This window comes from Ruegeria sp. A5 (assembly GCF_056543005.1).
The window spans coordinates 395441-411328 of the sequence record NZ_JBQGAV010000004.1 but is presented as its reverse complement, the minus strand read 5'-3'; the positions used below and the strand labels follow the sequence as shown (position 1 = coordinate 411328).

At 60.2% G+C, this 15888-nt stretch carries 15 protein-coding genes; 14 read left to right on the top strand and 1 reads right to left on the bottom strand.

Annotation, left to right across the window (positions count from 1 at the left end; translation table 11 throughout):
* Position 1 precedes the first annotated feature (1 nt).
* From cobN to cobJ, 5 genes are read left to right on the top strand one after another with little or no spacing between them, the layout of a single operon-like run.
* The gene (gene cobN, locus ACR0AY_RS12260) at positions 2–3295 is read left to right on the top strand and encodes a cobaltochelatase subunit CobN (RefSeq protein WP_170512159.1); all 3294 of its coding nucleotides are present in this window, start codon (positions 2–4) and stop codon (positions 3293–3295) included.
* The gene (gene cobG, locus ACR0AY_RS12255) at positions 3292–4419 is read left to right on the top strand and encodes a precorrin-3B synthase (protein ID WP_170512161.1); all 1128 of its coding nucleotides are present in this window, start codon (positions 3292–3294) and stop codon (positions 4417–4419) included. Before cobN ends, cobG begins: the two co-directional genes overlap by 4 nt.
* A complete protein-coding gene (locus ACR0AY_RS12250) occupies positions 4419–5048 on the top strand; it encodes a precorrin-8X methylmutase (protein WP_170391845.1) in 630 nt (209 codons plus the stop codon). The genes cobG and ACR0AY_RS12250 overlap by 1 nt, the downstream gene beginning before the upstream one ends.
* Entirely contained in the window at positions 5045–5773 is a 729-nt protein-coding gene (locus ACR0AY_RS12245) for a precorrin-2 C(20)-methyltransferase (protein WP_170420941.1), read from the top strand. Before ACR0AY_RS12250 ends, ACR0AY_RS12245 begins: the two co-directional genes overlap by 4 nt.
* A complete protein-coding gene (gene cobJ / locus ACR0AY_RS12240) occupies positions 5770–6528 on the top strand; it encodes a precorrin-3B C(17)-methyltransferase (protein ID WP_170512163.1) in 759 nt (252 codons plus the stop codon). The genes ACR0AY_RS12245 and cobJ overlap by 4 nt, the downstream gene beginning before the upstream one ends.
* Here the strand turns inward: cobJ and ACR0AY_RS12235 are convergent.
* Entirely contained in the window at positions 6525–7256 is a 732-nt protein-coding gene (locus ACR0AY_RS12235) for a cobalt-precorrin-6A reductase (protein ID WP_170512165.1), read from the bottom strand. The two genes, cobJ and ACR0AY_RS12235, sit on opposite strands and share 4 nt — an antisense overlap.
* Here ACR0AY_RS12235 and cbiE point away from each other — a divergent pair.
* The 9 genes from cbiE (at position 7255) to ACR0AY_RS12190 (ending at position 15791) form a co-directional block, all read left to right on the top strand.
* Positions 7255–8454: a precorrin-6y C5,15-methyltransferase (decarboxylating) subunit CbiE gene (gene cbiE, locus ACR0AY_RS12230; protein WP_170512166.1), complete on the top strand. Its 1200-nt coding sequence runs from the start codon at positions 7255–7257 to the stop codon at positions 8452–8454. The two genes, ACR0AY_RS12235 and cbiE, sit on opposite strands and share 2 nt — an antisense overlap.
* Entirely contained in the window at positions 8451–8819 is a 369-nt protein-coding gene (locus ACR0AY_RS12225) for a cobalamin biosynthesis protein (protein ID WP_170401248.1), read from the top strand. The genes cbiE and ACR0AY_RS12225 overlap by 4 nt, the downstream gene beginning before the upstream one ends.
* Entirely contained in the window at positions 8816–9610 is a 795-nt protein-coding gene (cobM, locus tag ACR0AY_RS12220) for a precorrin-4 C(11)-methyltransferase (RefSeq protein ID WP_170512168.1), read from the top strand. Before ACR0AY_RS12225 ends, cobM begins: the two co-directional genes overlap by 4 nt.
* Complete coding sequence (locus ACR0AY_RS12215; protein WP_170512170.1) at positions 9597–10919, top strand: cobyrinic acid a,c-diamide synthase CobB; 1323 nt, start codon at positions 9597–9599, stop codon at positions 10917–10919. The genes cobM and ACR0AY_RS12215 overlap by 14 nt, the downstream gene beginning before the upstream one ends.
* Entirely contained in the window at positions 10916–11644 is a 729-nt protein-coding gene (gene cobA / locus ACR0AY_RS12210) for a uroporphyrinogen-III C-methyltransferase (RefSeq protein ID WP_170512172.1), read from the top strand. Before ACR0AY_RS12215 ends, cobA begins: the two co-directional genes overlap by 4 nt.
* Positions 11637–12380, top strand: coding sequence for a precorrin-6A synthase (deacetylating) (gene cobF / locus ACR0AY_RS12205; protein WP_170512174.1), 744 nt, complete (start codon positions 11637–11639; stop codon positions 12378–12380). Before cobA ends, cobF begins: the two co-directional genes overlap by 8 nt.
* Before the next feature lie 76 nt (positions 12381–12456).
* Complete coding sequence (locus ACR0AY_RS12200) at positions 12457–12921, top strand: DUF302 domain-containing protein (protein ID WP_170512176.1); 465 nt, start codon at positions 12457–12459, stop codon at positions 12919–12921.
* Between the two features lie 79 nt (positions 12922–13000).
* On the top strand, positions 13001–14620 hold the full coding sequence (locus ACR0AY_RS12195) for a thiamine pyrophosphate-binding protein (RefSeq protein ID WP_170512178.1): 1620 nt from the start codon (positions 13001–13003) through the stop codon (positions 14618–14620).
* Positions 14607–15791: a CoA transferase gene (locus tag ACR0AY_RS12190; RefSeq protein WP_170512180.1), complete on the top strand. Its 1185-nt coding sequence runs from the start codon at positions 14607–14609 to the stop codon at positions 15789–15791. The genes ACR0AY_RS12195 and ACR0AY_RS12190 overlap by 14 nt, the downstream gene beginning before the upstream one ends.
* The last annotated feature ends 97 nt before the right edge of the window (positions 15792–15888 follow it).

The following is a 15888-nucleotide window of genomic DNA, read 5'->3' as shown; positions in this document are numbered from 1 at the left end:
TATGCACGTCGTCTTCCGCGAAAGCCATGGGCTCGAAGAAACCGAGACCCCGACCGATCTGGGTCAGAGCCCGGCGGACCTGGTGGTGCTGTCCTTTTCCGACAGTGACCTTGGCGCTTTCGCGGCGGGATGGCATCGTGGAGGTGGGCCTGAAGGACGCATGCCAACGATGCGGCTGGCCAATCTGACGGCGCTGAAGCATCCCCTCTCAGTCGACACATATGTCGAGCAGACACTGGAGGGCGCAAAGGGCATCCTGATCCGTCTGATCGGTGGAGTGCCCTATTGGGCGTACGGCTTGCAGCAGGTTCTGGCGCTGGCGCAGGCCAAAGGGATTGCACTGGCCGTACTGCCCGCAGACGGTCGCGAGGATACGCGGCTGGATGATTACTCTACCCTGCCTGTCTCGACCCTGCGGCGGCTGGCGCATCTGTGCGACACCGGCGGTGAGGTCGCGGCGCAGGCCGCTCTGGCGCAGATGGCACTGGCTGCGGGGTTGTATGCAGGTCCGGTCATGGGCGCCAAGACCATCCCCGAATGCGGTGCCTGGTGCCCAGATCACGGCGTGATCCCTGCAGAAAACGCTCTGCCCGGTGATGCGAAACGTATCATCGTAACCTTCTATCGTGCTTATCTGACCTCGGCGGACACAGCCCCAATCGCAGCGCTGATCCGCAGCTTGCGCGCGCGAGGTTTTGAGGCCGTCGGCCTGTTTGCCCCGTCGCTCAAAGCACCAAATGCCGCCGATTGGCTGCGCGAGACTATTGTGGCGCTGAAGCCTTCGGCGATCGTCAACGCCACCTCATTCTCAGGCAAGGGCGCATCAGGCACCTCACCTCTCGATGTGGCAGAGGTGCCGGTCTTTCAGGTCGCGCTGGCCACCTCACGCCGCAAAGCGTGGGCCGAAGCGGAACGCGGCCTTTCGCCTGCCGATCTTGCCATGCATGTGGTCCTTCCGGAAGTGGACGGGCGGATCAACGCGGGCATCGTATCGTTCAAAGAGCCGGGCAAACGCGACCCGCATCTCGAATATTCTCGTTTCGCTCATCGGGCTGAACCCGAACGGATCGAAGCCATCATCAACCGCATCTCCGGCTGGCTGAACCTTCACGACAAACCCAAAGCGGAGCAGGTTCCGGCGCTGGTTCTATCGACCTATCCCGGCAAAGACTGGCAGATGGCACATGCAGTGGGTCTGGATGCGCTGGCCTCGGCTGAGGCAATGTTGCTCGATCTGCAAGGCGAAGGGTATGACACCGCGCCTGCCGAGCCAATTGCTGAAACTCTTCTTGATGCCCGGATTTCATGGCCGCTAGAGGATTATCAGGCGGCGCTGGCGGCGCTGCCGGAAACACACCGCGCCGATCTCAATAAGGTTTGGGGCACTCCCAAAGACGACCCTGCTTTCACAAACGGCGCGTTCCACTTCACTGCGCTGCGTCGCGGAAAGGCTCTGATCGCGCTGCAGCCCGAGCGCGGCACACCCGAACTGCGCGATGACGACTATCACGATCTGTCGCGCACACCGCGCCACGCCTACGTCGCCTTTTACTTGTGGTTGCGCAAAGGATTGGTCGCGGATGCGCTGATCCATATCGGCGCGCATGGCACGCTGGAATGGTTGCCGGGAAAATCAGTCGCCTTGTGCAACGAATGTTGGCCCGAGGCGTTAATCGGCGATCTGCCGGTGATCTACCCCTTCATTGTCAACGACCCCGGCGAGGCCGCGCAGGCCAAGCGTCGGATCGGGGCGGTCACGTTGGGCCATATCCCACCCCCGATGAAGGAAAGCGGCACACCAGATCGCATGGTGCGGCTGGAATCGCTGTTGGACGAGTTCTCGAACGCGGACGGGCTAGACCCCAAACGCCGCGATCGCCTGCAGGAAGATATCCGGGACGAGGCGCAGGCGATCGGGCTGGAAAGCGATCTTGGCCTCGATCAGGCCACCTGTACCGCCGAGGCGATCACGCGCATTGACCGATTTGTCTGTGACATCAAGGAAAGCCAGTTCGGTGATGGGCTGCATATCTTTGGGCGCGTCCCCGATGAGACGGGCAATTTCGACGCTGCCCCCTCAGCCCAAGCTGAACGCTCTGCCCTGATTGACGCTTTAGCGGGCAAACGGATCGAGGCCGGGCCGTCCGGTTCCCCCTATCGCGGGCGTACGGATGTTTTGCCGACCGGGCGGAATCTATATACGACCGACCCACGCTCGGTTCCCACGCGCGCGGCCTATACACAAGGCGTCAAGCTCGCCGAGGAACTAGTTCGGCGGCACCTGCAAGAAGAAGGCGACTACCCCAAGGGCTTGATCGTCGATCTATGGGGTTCGGCCACTATGCGCACAGCGGGCGAGGAATTCGCCATGGCGCTACACCTGCTGGGAGTGAAGCCGGTTTGGGATAAAGGGTCTGAGCGGGTCTCGGGCATCGAAGTGTTGCCGATCACCGATCTCAGCCGCCCGCGTCTGGACGTAACATTGCGCGTCTCAGGTCTTTTCCGGGACGTGTTCCCGACGCTTTCCGCGCTGTACGGTCAGGCTGTCCGCGCATTGACCAAACGAGATGAAGCACCCGACTGGAATCCTTACGCCGGTCAGGAGCCTGCGGCGCGGGTCTATGGGCCAGCCCCCGGCAGCTATGGTCTGAACATGACTCATCTGTCCGAAACCTATACGAATGAGGCACGCGTGCAGGCGGGTGAGGCTTGGCTGGACGCCAGTTCCTTCGCTTTGGAAGGTGAACACATCGCGCAGGATAAGGACGGTATCTCGCAACGCGTCGCCAACGCCGACAGCTTTGTGCACCTACAGGACCTGACCGAGACGGACTTGCTGCTGGCCAATGATTATGCAACGCACGAGGCCGGATTTGCCGCCGCCAAGAAAATCACCGGCGGTACTGCGCAGCTTTATCATCTGGACAATACCAACCCGGACAACCCGCGCGCCCGCACCCTGCCCGAGGAAATCAGCCGCGTCGTCTATGCCCGCGCCGCCAACCCGGGCTGGATTGCCGGAATGCAGCGGCACGGGTTCCGGGGCGCCGCTGAAATCGCGGCGACGCTGGATCATATGGCATCTTTCGCGCATCTGTCCGGCACAGTCGCACCGCATCTGTTCGATCTGTACCACGACGCCACGCTGGGCAATGAAGAGGTCGACGCCTTCCTGCAACAGGCAAACCCGCAAGCACATCAGGCCATGCAGGATCGGTTCCGTGCACTGCTGGAGGCAGGGCTATGGCATACCCGCCGGAACTCGATCCGCGCCGACCTGGAGGGGTTGGGATGAGTGCGCCAATCGTGCAGGGCTGGTGCCCCGGTGCCCATCGCCCGATGATGTCCGGTGATGGGCTGGTCGTGCGTGTGCGCCCTCGGCTGGCGCGCCTGGATGCCCAACAGGCGATAGGGCTGTGCGAATTGGCGGAACGGTTCGGCAATGGCACGATCGACCTTACCAATCGCGCCAACCTTCAGCTGCGTGGAGTAAAGGAAACCGACCATCAATCCTTGTTGGCCGCGCTTTCCTTGCTGAAGCTGCTGGACGCCGAGCCCGGAATCGAAATTCGCCGCAACATTCTGGTCTCACCGCTCTATGAAGCCGGTGATCTGACCACCCGGCTGACACAGGAATTGATCCAGCGTCTGGCCGAGCTCCCGGATTTACCTGCCAAGTTCGGCTTTGCCATCGACACAGGTTCCGAGCGTTTATTGGCCGATGACTCGGCGGATATCCGGCTTGAACTCGGTTCGGGCAGCCTGGTCCTGCGCGCGGACGGGGCCGAAACCGGACGAGTGGTGTCGGAAGCTCAAGCCATCGACCAAGTGATCGCGTTGGCGAAGTGGTTTGCGCAAACCCACACAACCGAGACCCGCCGCATGGCGCGGACCGTTGCCACATATGGTTTGCCCAACGAGTGGCAAGGCAGCGCGCCCGGCCCCATTGGTGTGCCTCTTCAACCGGGAGCCTGCGCGCAGGGGACACTCTATGGCGCTGCCTTTGGGCAACTACCGGCGCGGCAACTCCATTCACTGATTGAAAACAGCAACCCCACTGCCCTGCGGGTCACACCATGGCGGCTGTTCCTGTTGGAAGGCGGGGCGGCGATACCCGCCCTTGACTTTGTCACAGATGGCACCGACCCGCTGAGAACAACCGACGCCTGCCCCGGCGCGCCATACTGCCCGCAGGCGCAGGTCGAAACCCGCGGTGTGGCGCGCGCCCTGGCCGCGCGCGTTGCAGGCAGCCTGCATGTATCGGGCTGCGCCAAGGGATGCGCCCGAATGGGTCCGGCCGATGTCACTTTGGTTGGCAATTCCGGACGATTTGACCTTGTCAAACAAGGCCGTGCGGGGGATGAGCCCTGCCAACGCGGCCTGACCGAAGAAACACTCATGACCATGGACTTCACCTGATGCCCTATGAATACGAAACCGACGGCGCGGCGATCTACAAGCAGAGCTTTGCCACCATCCGATCCGAGGCTGATCTGGCCCGGTTCGATGCCGATGAAGAACAGGTCGCCGTTCGGATGATCCACGCCGCAGGGATGGTCGGGCTGGAAGAGTTCGTCCATTTCTCGGACGGTTTTGTCTCGGCGGCGCGTTCCGCGCTGGAAAATGGCGCACCGATCCTGTGTGATGCCCGCATGGTCAGCGAAGGCGTCACCCGCTTTCGCCTGCCCGCTGACAACGAAGTGATCTGCACCCTGCATGACGAGCGCGTGCGCCCTCTGGCTGCCGAAATGAGCAACACGCGCTCTGCCGCCGCGCTAGAGCTGTGGCGTCCGCATCTGGAAGGAGCACTGGTCGCGATCGGTAACGCCCCTACCGCGCTTTTCCACCTGCTGAACATGTTGGAAGATCCCGACTGCCCACGCCCCGCTGCCATTATCGGCTGCCCGGTGGGCTTCGTCGGAGCGGTCGAGTCCAAGGATGCCTTGTGGGAAGCGCAGCCCGTACCCTCCTGCATCGTCAAAGGCCGTTTGGGAGGCAGTGCGATCACAGTTGCTGCCATCAATGCTATCGCGAGCCGCACGGAATGAGCGGGGGTAAAATATACGGCGTGGGCCTCGGCCCCGGCGATCCGGACCTGATGAGTGTCCGTGCGGACCGCCTGCTGCGCAATGCCCGCCATGTGGCGTTTTTTCGCAAACCTGGCCGCACAGGTCAGGCCCGCAAGATCGTCAATGGAATGATCCCCGGCGATGCCATCGAGTTTCCAATGGAGTACCCGGTAACCACCGAAATCCCGGTGACGGATCCAAGGTATAATGAACTCCTTTCGGTGTTTTACGAAGACTGTGCCGCACATCTGAAGTCGCTTACCGAAAATGGTGAGGATGTAGTGGTCCTGTGCGAAGGCGATCCGTTCTTCTATGGATCATTTATGCACCTTTACAATCGACTACGAGACATATCTGAAGTCGAAGTCGTACCTGCCATAACCGGGATGTCCGGCGCTTGGACCGCGACCGGTGACCCGATAACTTGGGGCGACGATGTCCTCACGGTTCTTGTTGGAACCTTGCCCGAGGATACGCTGACTGAACGCATGACCCAGACCGACGCGCTGGTTGTCATGAAGATCGGGCGGAACTTCGACAAGGTAAAGCGCGCGCTGAGACAGGCCGGGCTTTATGATCGCGCGTGGATCGTCGAATACGCTCAGATGCCGAACCAACGGGTCTGCAAACTGTCTGACAATTGCGAAGGGATCACGCCCTATTTCTCAATCATTCTGGTTCATGGACAGGGACGCCGACCATGAGCGGTTGGGTCAAGATCGCTGGCCTTGGGCCTGGAAACGAAGCACTGGTCACTCCCGAAGTCACTGCCGCGCTTGCAGAAGCGACAGACGTGGTTGGCTACATCCCTTATGTTGCTCGGGTGGCCGAGCGTGAGGGGTTGACCCTGCACGCCAGCGATAACCGGGTCGAGATCGACCGCTCTCAGCACGCTTTGCAAATGGCAGCCGACGGTAAACGCGTCGTTGTGGTTTCATCTGGCGATCCCGGCGTGTTTGCGATGGCCGCAGCGGTGTTTGAAGCGCTTGAAAACGGGCCGAATGACTGGCGCGACATACAGATCGAAGTGTTGCCAGGGATCACTGCGATGCTGGCGGCTTCGGCCCGTGCCGGGGCACCGTTAGGGCATGATTTCTGCGCCATCAACCTGAGCGACAACCTGAAGCCATGGCCACTGATCGAAAAGCGCCTGCGACTTGCCGCGCAGGGCGATTTCGCCATGGCGTTCTATAACCCTCGCTCGAAGTCTCGACCGGAAGGGTTTGAAAAAACGCTGGAAATCCTGCGGGAAGAATGTGAGCCGGAACGCCTGATCCTGTTTGCACGCGCTGTATCCCGCGAGGATGAGGCTTTGCGGATTTCAACTCTGGAAGAAGCCACGGCAGATATGGCGGACATGCAGACCGTCGTCATCGTCGGCTCGTCCCTGACCCGCATAGTCGAGCGCAACAGCGCCCCGATCGTCTACACCCCGAGATTCACGCTGGCCAAGGATTAAGTATGCGCCAGCCAGTCCAAGACCTGCGTGGCATTTGCCAACTCGGTCCGCTTCGGCAGGGTCGGACGGTCTATCATCAGAACCGGCAAGCCCAGCGCCCTGGCGGCATCGAGTTTGGCCCGCGCGCCGGTGCCACCCGCATTCTTGGATACAATCAATTGCGTATGGTGACGTTCCATCAAGGCCCGGTCCTCTTCAACAGAAAACGGGCCCCGCGAAACGATCACATCGCTTTTCGGAAGCGGCAATGCGTCCGGATCGTCTACAAGCCGCAAAAGATAGTGATGCTGAGGTTGGGCTGCGAAGTCATGAAGATGCATCCGGCCAACTGCCAGGAAGACACGGCGGGCTGGACCGGCCAGAGCTTCAACCGCACCTTCAATATCCGGTACGTGCTGCCAGTTGTCCCCGTCTTGCGCGACCCAAGCAGGTCGCGTCAATGCGGCCAAGGGCGTTGCGCCCCCCGCACAGGCTTCCACCGCATTTCGGCTCATCTGTGCCGCAAAGGGATGAGTCGCATCGACAACATGGCTGACGCCGTGCTCGTGAATGTACCGCGCCAGTCCCGCTGCACCACCAAACCCGCCCACGCGCATCGGCACGGGTTGCGAGCGCGGGTTATCGACACGTCCAGCGTAGGAATATGTAGCGGGAATGCCTTGATCGGCAACCGATTTTGCCAGAGCATTCGCCTCGGTCGTGCCACCAAGAATCAGGAGGTTGGGCATGTCTGAAACTCCGTGGCTGACTGTTTTGGGTTTGGGCGAAGATGGACTGGATGGCCTGTCCCCTGCAAGCCGTCAAGTGCTGGACCGCGCTGAGATTGTCATGGGTCCGACACGCCACCTGTCGTTGATCCCAGACAGCGCGGCGGAACGGATTGAATGGCCGGTCCCATTTGCCGATGGCCTGCCAATTCTGACCGGATTGCGCGGTCGGCAGACCGTTGTGCTGGCCTCGGGTGATCCGTTCTGGTTCGGGGCCGGGTCCGTTATCGCGCGCAATTTCGGAACGAACGAATGGATTGCCCTACCCGGCCAGTCGACCTTTTCGCTTGCTGCTGCGCGGCTTGGTTGGCCGCTTGAAAACACGTTGACCTTCGGGCTACATGCCGCGCCTCTGACGCGCCTTCGCCCTCACTTGGCACCCGGCCTGCGCGCGATTCTCTTGCTGCGCGACGGCAAAGCCGTAGCCGAGCTTGCGACCTATCTGGGCGAAACCGATTTTGCCGATTGCACTCTGCACGTCATGGAAGCGCTCGGTGGCCCCCGTGAACGCGCGCGCAGCGTGTCGCTGACCGAGGCGTTGCTTGGAACCTTCGAACATCCGGTTTGTGTCGGTCTTGATGTCGCGGGTACTGGGCGTGCCTTCCCCAAAGCCTCGGGAAAGCCCGATGACATCTTTGAAACCGACGGCCAGATAACCAAGCGCCCCATTCGCGCGCTAACCCTGTCGGCGCTTGCTCCTCAGCGGGGTGAGCATCTGTGGGATATCGGTGGTGGCACCGGTTCGATCAGCATCGAATGGCTGATGTGCGATCCGACGCTAACTGCAACGACTATCGAGCCGCGTGCTGATCGGGCCGAACGCATTCGCCGCAATGCCAATACGTTAGGGCAGGATCGGTTGTGCGTTGTGCACGGTTCTGCACCAGAGTCGTTGGCTGATCTTGACCGACCCGATGTGGTGTTCATCGGTGGCGGTCTGAGTGCGGATCTGCTGAACTGGCTACACGCTAATCTTCAGGCCGGCACGCGGCTGATCGCCAACGCGGTGACATTGGAAAGCGAAGCGTTACTAGCTGAATGGCACGTCAAGCTCGGCGGAGACCTGCTGCGCATCGAACTGGCGCAGGCAGCTGCGCTTGGTCCACGGCGAGGCTGGAAATCTGCCTACCCAGTGGTGCAGTGGAGCCTCACGTTATGATCGTCGCGGGGTTAGGTTTCTCATCCTCTGCTACGCTGGCCAGTCTTCGTGCCGCTTTCGAGCTTGCTTCGACAGGAAAAACTGTCGATGCCCTTGCGACCGTTGCGGACAAGGACGGACACGCCGCACTTGCCGCGCTTGCAGAAGCAACTGAGCTGCCGATACATTTCATTCCGGCAAATGATCTTGCCGAACAACGCACACTTACTTGCTCAACCCGCAGTCGCGCCACATATGGCACCGGCAGCGTGGCCGAAGCATCCGCTCTTGCTGCCGCCGGACATGGCGCGCGGCTGATTTCACCCAGACAAATCTCGGACGACCGGCTTGCAACCTGCGCCGTCGCCATCGGAGGACAGACATGACCGTTCATTTCATCGGCGCCGGACCGGGCGCCGCCGACCTGCTGACCCTGCGCGGGCGCGATATCATCGCCTCCTGCCCGGTGTGCCTCTATGCGGGTTCATTGGTACCCGAGGAGATTCTGGGCCACTGCCCCAAAGGCGCGAAGATCATAAACACCGCACCCATGGATCTGGATCAGATCATGGCCGAAATCGAAGCAGCGCATAAAGCTGGACAGGACGTGGCGCGGCTGCATTCCGGGGACCTCTCGGTCTGGTCGGCGATGGGTGAGCAAATCAGACGCCTGAAAGAGATGGGTGTCCCGGTCAGCGTCACGCCCGGTGTACCCTCGTTTGCGGCTGCGGCTGCAGCGCTCGGGACCGAGCTGACACTGCCCGGTCTGGCGCAATCAGTGGTCTTGACCCGCACGCCCGGGCGTGCGTCTTCGATGCCGGAAGGCGAGACACTGAAAAACTTCGCTAAAACAGGTGCGACTTTGGCTATCCACCTTTCGATCGGAAATCTGGATAACGTCATCGCCGACCTGACACCTGCCTATGGGGCAGACTGCCCGGTCGCCGTGGTCTACCGCGCTAGTTGGCCGGATGAGAAGATCATCCGCGCAACGCTTGCCACGTTGAAGGAGGCGCTGGACAACAGCATCTCGCGCACCGCACTGATCATGGTTGGTCCGGCGCTTGCAGGTGAAGGGTTTGACGAAAGCTGTCTGTATTCCAAGACATATGACCGCCGCTATCGCCCTCAAAGCGCCGACAGTCCGTGGTCGAGCTGGAGCCATGGTGATGACTAACCCACCGGGAATACTGATTTCCGCTCCGTCGTCGGGTACAGGCAAGACCACAGTCATGCTAGGATTGCTCCGGGCGCTGGCCGAGGACGGCTTGACCGTACAACCGTTCAAAAGCGGACCGGACTACATCGACCCGGCTTTTCACCGGGCTGCGGCAGGCCGTGCCTCGTTCAATCTGGATAGCTGGGCGATGGGGGAGCCGCTGCTAAGCGCGATCTCTGAGCAGGCGACGGGCGCGGATATTGTAGTGGCCGAGGGCTCGATGGGTCTGTTTGATGGTGTCGCCAAACCCGGAGAGCTGGGGCATGGGTCGAGCGCTGAAACGGCGCTGCGCATGGGATGGCCGGTCGTTCTGGTCCTGGATGTCGGAGGACAGGCGCAATCGGCGGCGGCGACCGCGCTTGGCTTTCGGATGTATAACCCCGATCTACCTTTTGCCGGGGTGATCCTGAACCGCTGTGCCAGCCCAAGACATGAGCGGCTGACGCGGCTGGGCATGGAACGGGCTGGATTGCCGGTTCTGGGCGTTCTTCCGCGCCGAGGTGATCTGACTCTGCCCGAAAGACATCTAGGTCTGATCCAGGCGGTTGAGCATCCGGATCTGGAAACGGCAATCGCCGGATACGCCGCATTCCTGCGTGAACATGTCGATCTGGATGCGATCAAACGGGCGGCCTCCTCAGGCCCTGCTGGACCATCGTCAGCCGCGTTGCCGCGACCCCCGGCGCAGCGGATCGCACTGGCCCGTGATGCAGCGTTTTCATTTACTTACCCGCATCTGCTGGAAGGGTGGCGCAGCGCCGGTGCAGAAATACTGCCCTTTTCGCCACTGGCAAACGAAGCGCCAGTTGCAGATGCCGATCTGGTCTGGTTACCCGGGGGATATCCTGAGCTGCATGCGGGAACATTAGCCGCGGCAGATATCTTCTTGACCGGCCTACGGAAACACGCGGAAACGCGGCCCGTGCATGGTGAATGCGGGGGGTACATGGCATTGGGGGAAGTATTGGTCGACAAGGAAGGCGCCCCACATCAGATGGCAGGGTTGTTGGGTCTGCAAACCTCATACCAAAAGCGCAAATTCAACCTTGGCTATCGTAAGGCTGAACTCTTGGCTCCAATGCCCGGCTTTGCGGCGGGTACCGCCCTGCGCGGACATGAGTTCCACTATTCCTCGATCATCGAACAACCCGACGCTCCACTCGCGCGGGTCTTCGATGCGGAAGGAGCTGAAGGCCCTCAGACAGGATCGCGACGCGGCAATGTCACCGGCACATTTTTCCATCTTATTGCAGAGGCCTCGGCATGACCGGTTTTGTCTCTTTCATTGGCTCAGGTCCGGGTGATCCGGAGCTACTAACGCTCAAGGCCGTAGACCGGATGCAGAAAGCCGATGCAGTGCTGTTTGATGATCTCAGCAGCGGCCCGATCCTGACCCATGCGCGTGACGATGCTGATCTGGTTGGTGTTGGCAAACGTGCCGGTCGCCCTTCGCCCAAGCAGGATCACGTCAGCCGATTGTTGGTGGAGTATGCGCAGACCGGTCAGCAGGTGGTACGCCTGAAATCCGGTGATGGAGGATTGTTCGGTCGACTGGAGGAAGAACTGGTCGCGTTGCAGGCAGCCGGCATCAAGTACGAGATCATTCCCGGCATCCCCTCTGCCGTCGCGGCGGCAGCTGCAGCTGGTATTCCTCTGACCCGACGCCTGACTGCACGTCGTGTTCAATTCGTCACCGGGCATGACGTAAGTGGCAAATTGCCGACCGATCTGAACCTTCCCGCCCTGGCTGATGCTAGCGCGACGACGGTCGTATTTATGGGCAAGCGCACTTTTCCCTTGCTGGTCGAAGCCCTGAGCGCGCATGGCTTGCCGTTGGACACGCCTGCTTTGATGGCCGAATCTGTTTCAACTCCCGAGCAATCCTTGGAGCGCTCCACAATCGGAGACCTGTCCGACAAGCTGCGATCCGAGGTCGGAACCGCCCCGGCCCTGATCCTGTATGGCCCGCTGGCAGAGTTCGAAGATGTTTGAACTGATCCTGATCGGAATCGGAACGGGTAATCCCGACCACCTGACCTTTCAGGGGGCGAAGGCGATCAGATCAGCGGACCTGATCCTGATCCCGCGAAAAGGAGAGAACAAAGCTGATCTGGCCGGTGTGCGCGAAGACATCATCACGCAGGTCACCGACAAACCTGCACGGATCGCCTATTTCGACGTTCCCAAACGCCGGGCAGATGACGGCTATCTCCGAGGCGTCGACGAATGGCACGACGCAATTGCCCTGCGCTGGCACGAGGCGATTTCAGCCTACCCGGACGCGCAGAAGGTGGCGTTGCTGATCTGGGGTGATCCGTCGCTGTATGACAGTTCGCTAAGAATTGCAGCGCGGCTGGACCCGCAACCACAAGTCCAGGTTATGCCGGGAATCACAGCGTTGCAGGCGTTGACTGCAGCCCATGCGATCCCGATCAATGATCTGGGCGCGCCCTATGTCGTGACCACAGGCCGTCGCATCCGCGATGATGGATGGCCTGAAACGGCGTCGAAAGTGGCCGTAATGCTGGATGGCGAATGCTCGTTCCAGAGCCTGAAGATGACCGATTATGACATCTGGTGGGGGGCATATGTGGGCATGAAAGAAGAGATTCTGATCAAAGGCCCATTGGCGGATGTGGCGCAAGACATTCTGGATACCCGCATGCAGGCCCGCTCTGATCACGGCTGGATCATGGATATCTATCTGCTGAAGAAACGTGCGGCCTGACGCGCGCACAGGATTGTGAGCCCCGTTTCAGCGCTTTTCTGTCATCAATTCCCCAGTCAACAGGAAGGGAAAGAACATGAGGGCGCTTTGGGCTGCGATCTGCCTGCTGGCGATGCCTGCTTGGGCCGACGGCATCGAACCTCTTACTGGATGGGCGGTTTACTCCAGCGGAAAAAGCTATGAGACCCTCGTGGATGACACAAAGGCCGCTGTAAAGGAAAACGGCCTGATCGTTGTGACACAGGCCGGGCCGACCAAAGCGGCGGCCTCGCGCGGTATCACCATTCCGGGCAACCGGGTGATTGGCGCATTCAACAACGATTACGCAGTTCGGGTTCTTGAAACCTCGACCAACGCGATGATCGAAGCGCCCATCCGTTTCTACGTGACCGAGAACGAGGACGGCACTGCAACCCTTTCTTACAAGACACCAAGCTTCGTCTTTGCCCCTTACGCAGACGAGGGCGGAGACGCTCTGCGCGAGATTGCCACAGAATTGGACGCAAAGTTTCAGGCCGTAGCGGAAAACGCCGTCAAATAGTCACACTGACGTGAACCTGCTTGCGTCCGGACGCGTCCTCCGCAATCTGCTGGCAGATAACTTTGTCGGAGCTTGATTAATGCAGGACTTGTCTCCCCGCGCTGCGGATTTGTTGGCACAACACCTTTTCGAGGCCGGATGCCGCCATGCGTTCGGAATGCCCGGCGGCGAGGTTCTGACATTGGTGGATGCGCTGGAAAGCGCGGGCATTGCTTTCCACCTTGCAAAACACGAAAACTCTGCAGGTTTCATGGCCGAAGCGGTCCACCATCGCGATGGTGCACCTGCAATCCTCGTGGCCACACTCGGGCCCGGAGCGATGAACGGGATCAATGTGGTCGCCAACGCCCTGCAGGATCGGGTGCCGATGATCGTGCTGACCGGATGTGTCGACGCGGATGAGGCGTTGACCTACACCCATCAAGTGATGGATCACGCGCAAGTCTATCGCTCGATCACCAAAGGCAGCTTTATGCTGACGGCCGACGGGGCCGATATCATCGCCGACAAGGCGGTATCGCTTGCCAACCAAGCGCGCCCCGGCCCGGTACACATCGATGTGCCTATCTCGGTGGCCGATACGCGCGTATCAGGGATTAAACGTCGTCGACTGGCAAAAGTTGCTCCTGTCGCGCCTGGCGCGGAATGTCTGGAAAAGGCCCGCCGCTGGGTGGCCGAGGCTGAGCGACCTTTGGCGATCATCGGTCTTGATGTTCTTTACGACGACTCGCGCTGTGTGGTGCGAGCATTTCTAGAGCATTTCAACATTCCCTTTCTCACCACCTACAAGGCCAAGGGGGTGGTGCCCGAGGATCATCCACTCTGCCTGGGCGGGGCGGGTTTGTCTCCGCTGGCCGATAAGCACCTAGTCCCGCTGGTGGAACAGGCTGATCTGGTACTGTGTTTGGGATATGACCCTATCGAGATGCGCCCCGGCTGGCGCGAGATATGGGACCCAGAAACCAAGCGCGTGATCGACATATCAGCCGTGGTGAACGATCATTACATGCATCAGGCTGGGCTAAATCTGGTCGCCGACACCGGCGCAACGCTTGAGGCCATCGCCAAGGGCAACCCCGCCGGCAAGACTTGGCCGAATGGTGAGCCTGAACAGGTCAAGGCTGCGCTGGCGAATGCTTTTCCGACAGATGAAGACTGGGGACCGGCGGCGATCATCGCAGAAACTCGTGCCGTTCTGCCACCCGAGACCCTCGCCACGGCCGACAGCGGCGCGCATCGCATTCTGCTCAGTCAGATGTGGGAGTGTTCGGAGGCACGAGGGTTGATCCAGTCCTCGGCGCTCTGCACCATGGGGTGTGCCGTTCCGATGGCGATCGGTCTGAAAATGGCCGAACCGGATCGCCCCGTGATCAGCTTTTCTGGCGATGCCGGCTTTCTGATGGTTGCTGGAGAGCTGTCGACTGCCGCCGAATTGCGTGGCAACCCAATCTTTCTGGTCTTTGTCGATGCCAGCCTTGCGCTTATCGAACTGAAACAACGCCAGCGCCAGATGGGCAATCGCGGAGTGGACTTTGACCGCCATGACTTTGCGGCTTTAGGCCGCGCATTCGGCGGTTATGGTCACACAGTTCGTAGCCGCGACGATTTGCGGGCTGCATTGGATCAGGCGTTGAAAGCAGACAAGTTCACTGTCATTGCTGCGGAAATTGACCGTGGAGGATATGATGGCCGCATCTGAAGGACCGCTGAAAGGCGTCAAGGTACTGGACCTGTCTCGCATTCTGGCAGGACCCACTTGTACGCAGTTGTTGGGCGACCTTGGCGCTACCGTCATCAAAGTCGAAAACCCGGCGACCGGTGGTGATGATACGCGGCAATGGGGCCCTCCTTACGCCGAGGATGCGGATGGCAACCGCTCAGACCTGAGCGCATATTTCATGTCCTCCAACCGCAACAAGAAATCGGTCGCCTTGGATATCGCAACACCCGAAGGACAGGCAGAAGTCCGACGCCTAGCCTCGCACGCTGATATTCTGATCGAGAATTTCAAGCCCGGTGGACTGGCGAAATACGGGCTCGACTACGCAACCTTGTCCAATGAGTTTCCTGACCTCGTCTACTGTTCGATCTCAGGCTACGGGCAGACAGGCCCAAACTCATCGAAGCCCGGATATGATCTTATGGCGCAAGGATATGGCGGGATCATGTCTCTGACCGGAGACGCCGACGGCGCGCCGATGAAAGTAGGCGTCGGAATTGCTGATGTGATGTGTGGTATGTATGCCTGCGTTGGTATTCTGGCTGCGCTGCGTCATCGCGACATGACTGGCGAGGGTCAGCAGATCGATCTGGCGCTGGTGGATGCACAGATTGCTTGGCTGATCAATGAAGGCGTGAATTATCTGACCTCGGGCGAAGTGCCTCAGCGGCGCGGCAACGGGCATCCCAATATTGTGCCTTACGAGGTCTATCAGACGGCGGATGGGCACGTGATTCTGGCCGTTGGAAATGACAGTCAGTTCAAAAGATTTTGCGGCTTCATCGAAAAGCCAGAGCTAGCCGACGATCCCCGATTTGCCACCAACCCGGCCCGTCTTGAAAATAGGGATGCGTTGAATGCGATCCTGCGCCCGGCAGTTCAGGCGCTGGATACAGGCAGCGTTATCGCGGGGCTTGAAGACCTGAAAGTCCCTGTTGGCCCGGTGCGGACGCTCGATCGGGTTTTTGCCTCGGATCAGGTCGCTGCCCGCCAGATGCAGATCTCGATGCAAGCTGAGCCTGGCGAGGTGCAACTGATCGGGAATCCCCTGAACCTGTCACGCACGCCTGTAACATATCGCAGCGCACCACCGGTCTGTGGGGCTGACACACAGGCTGTTCTGAACGCGGAAAACCCCTTCGAAGATTGAAACACTCTGCCCGTTTAGGCGGCAAGTTGCTGAAACATGCCCTTGAATCGGCGGTTTTTTTCGCGTTTCTCACACACGGGATTTCACCAATTCGAGA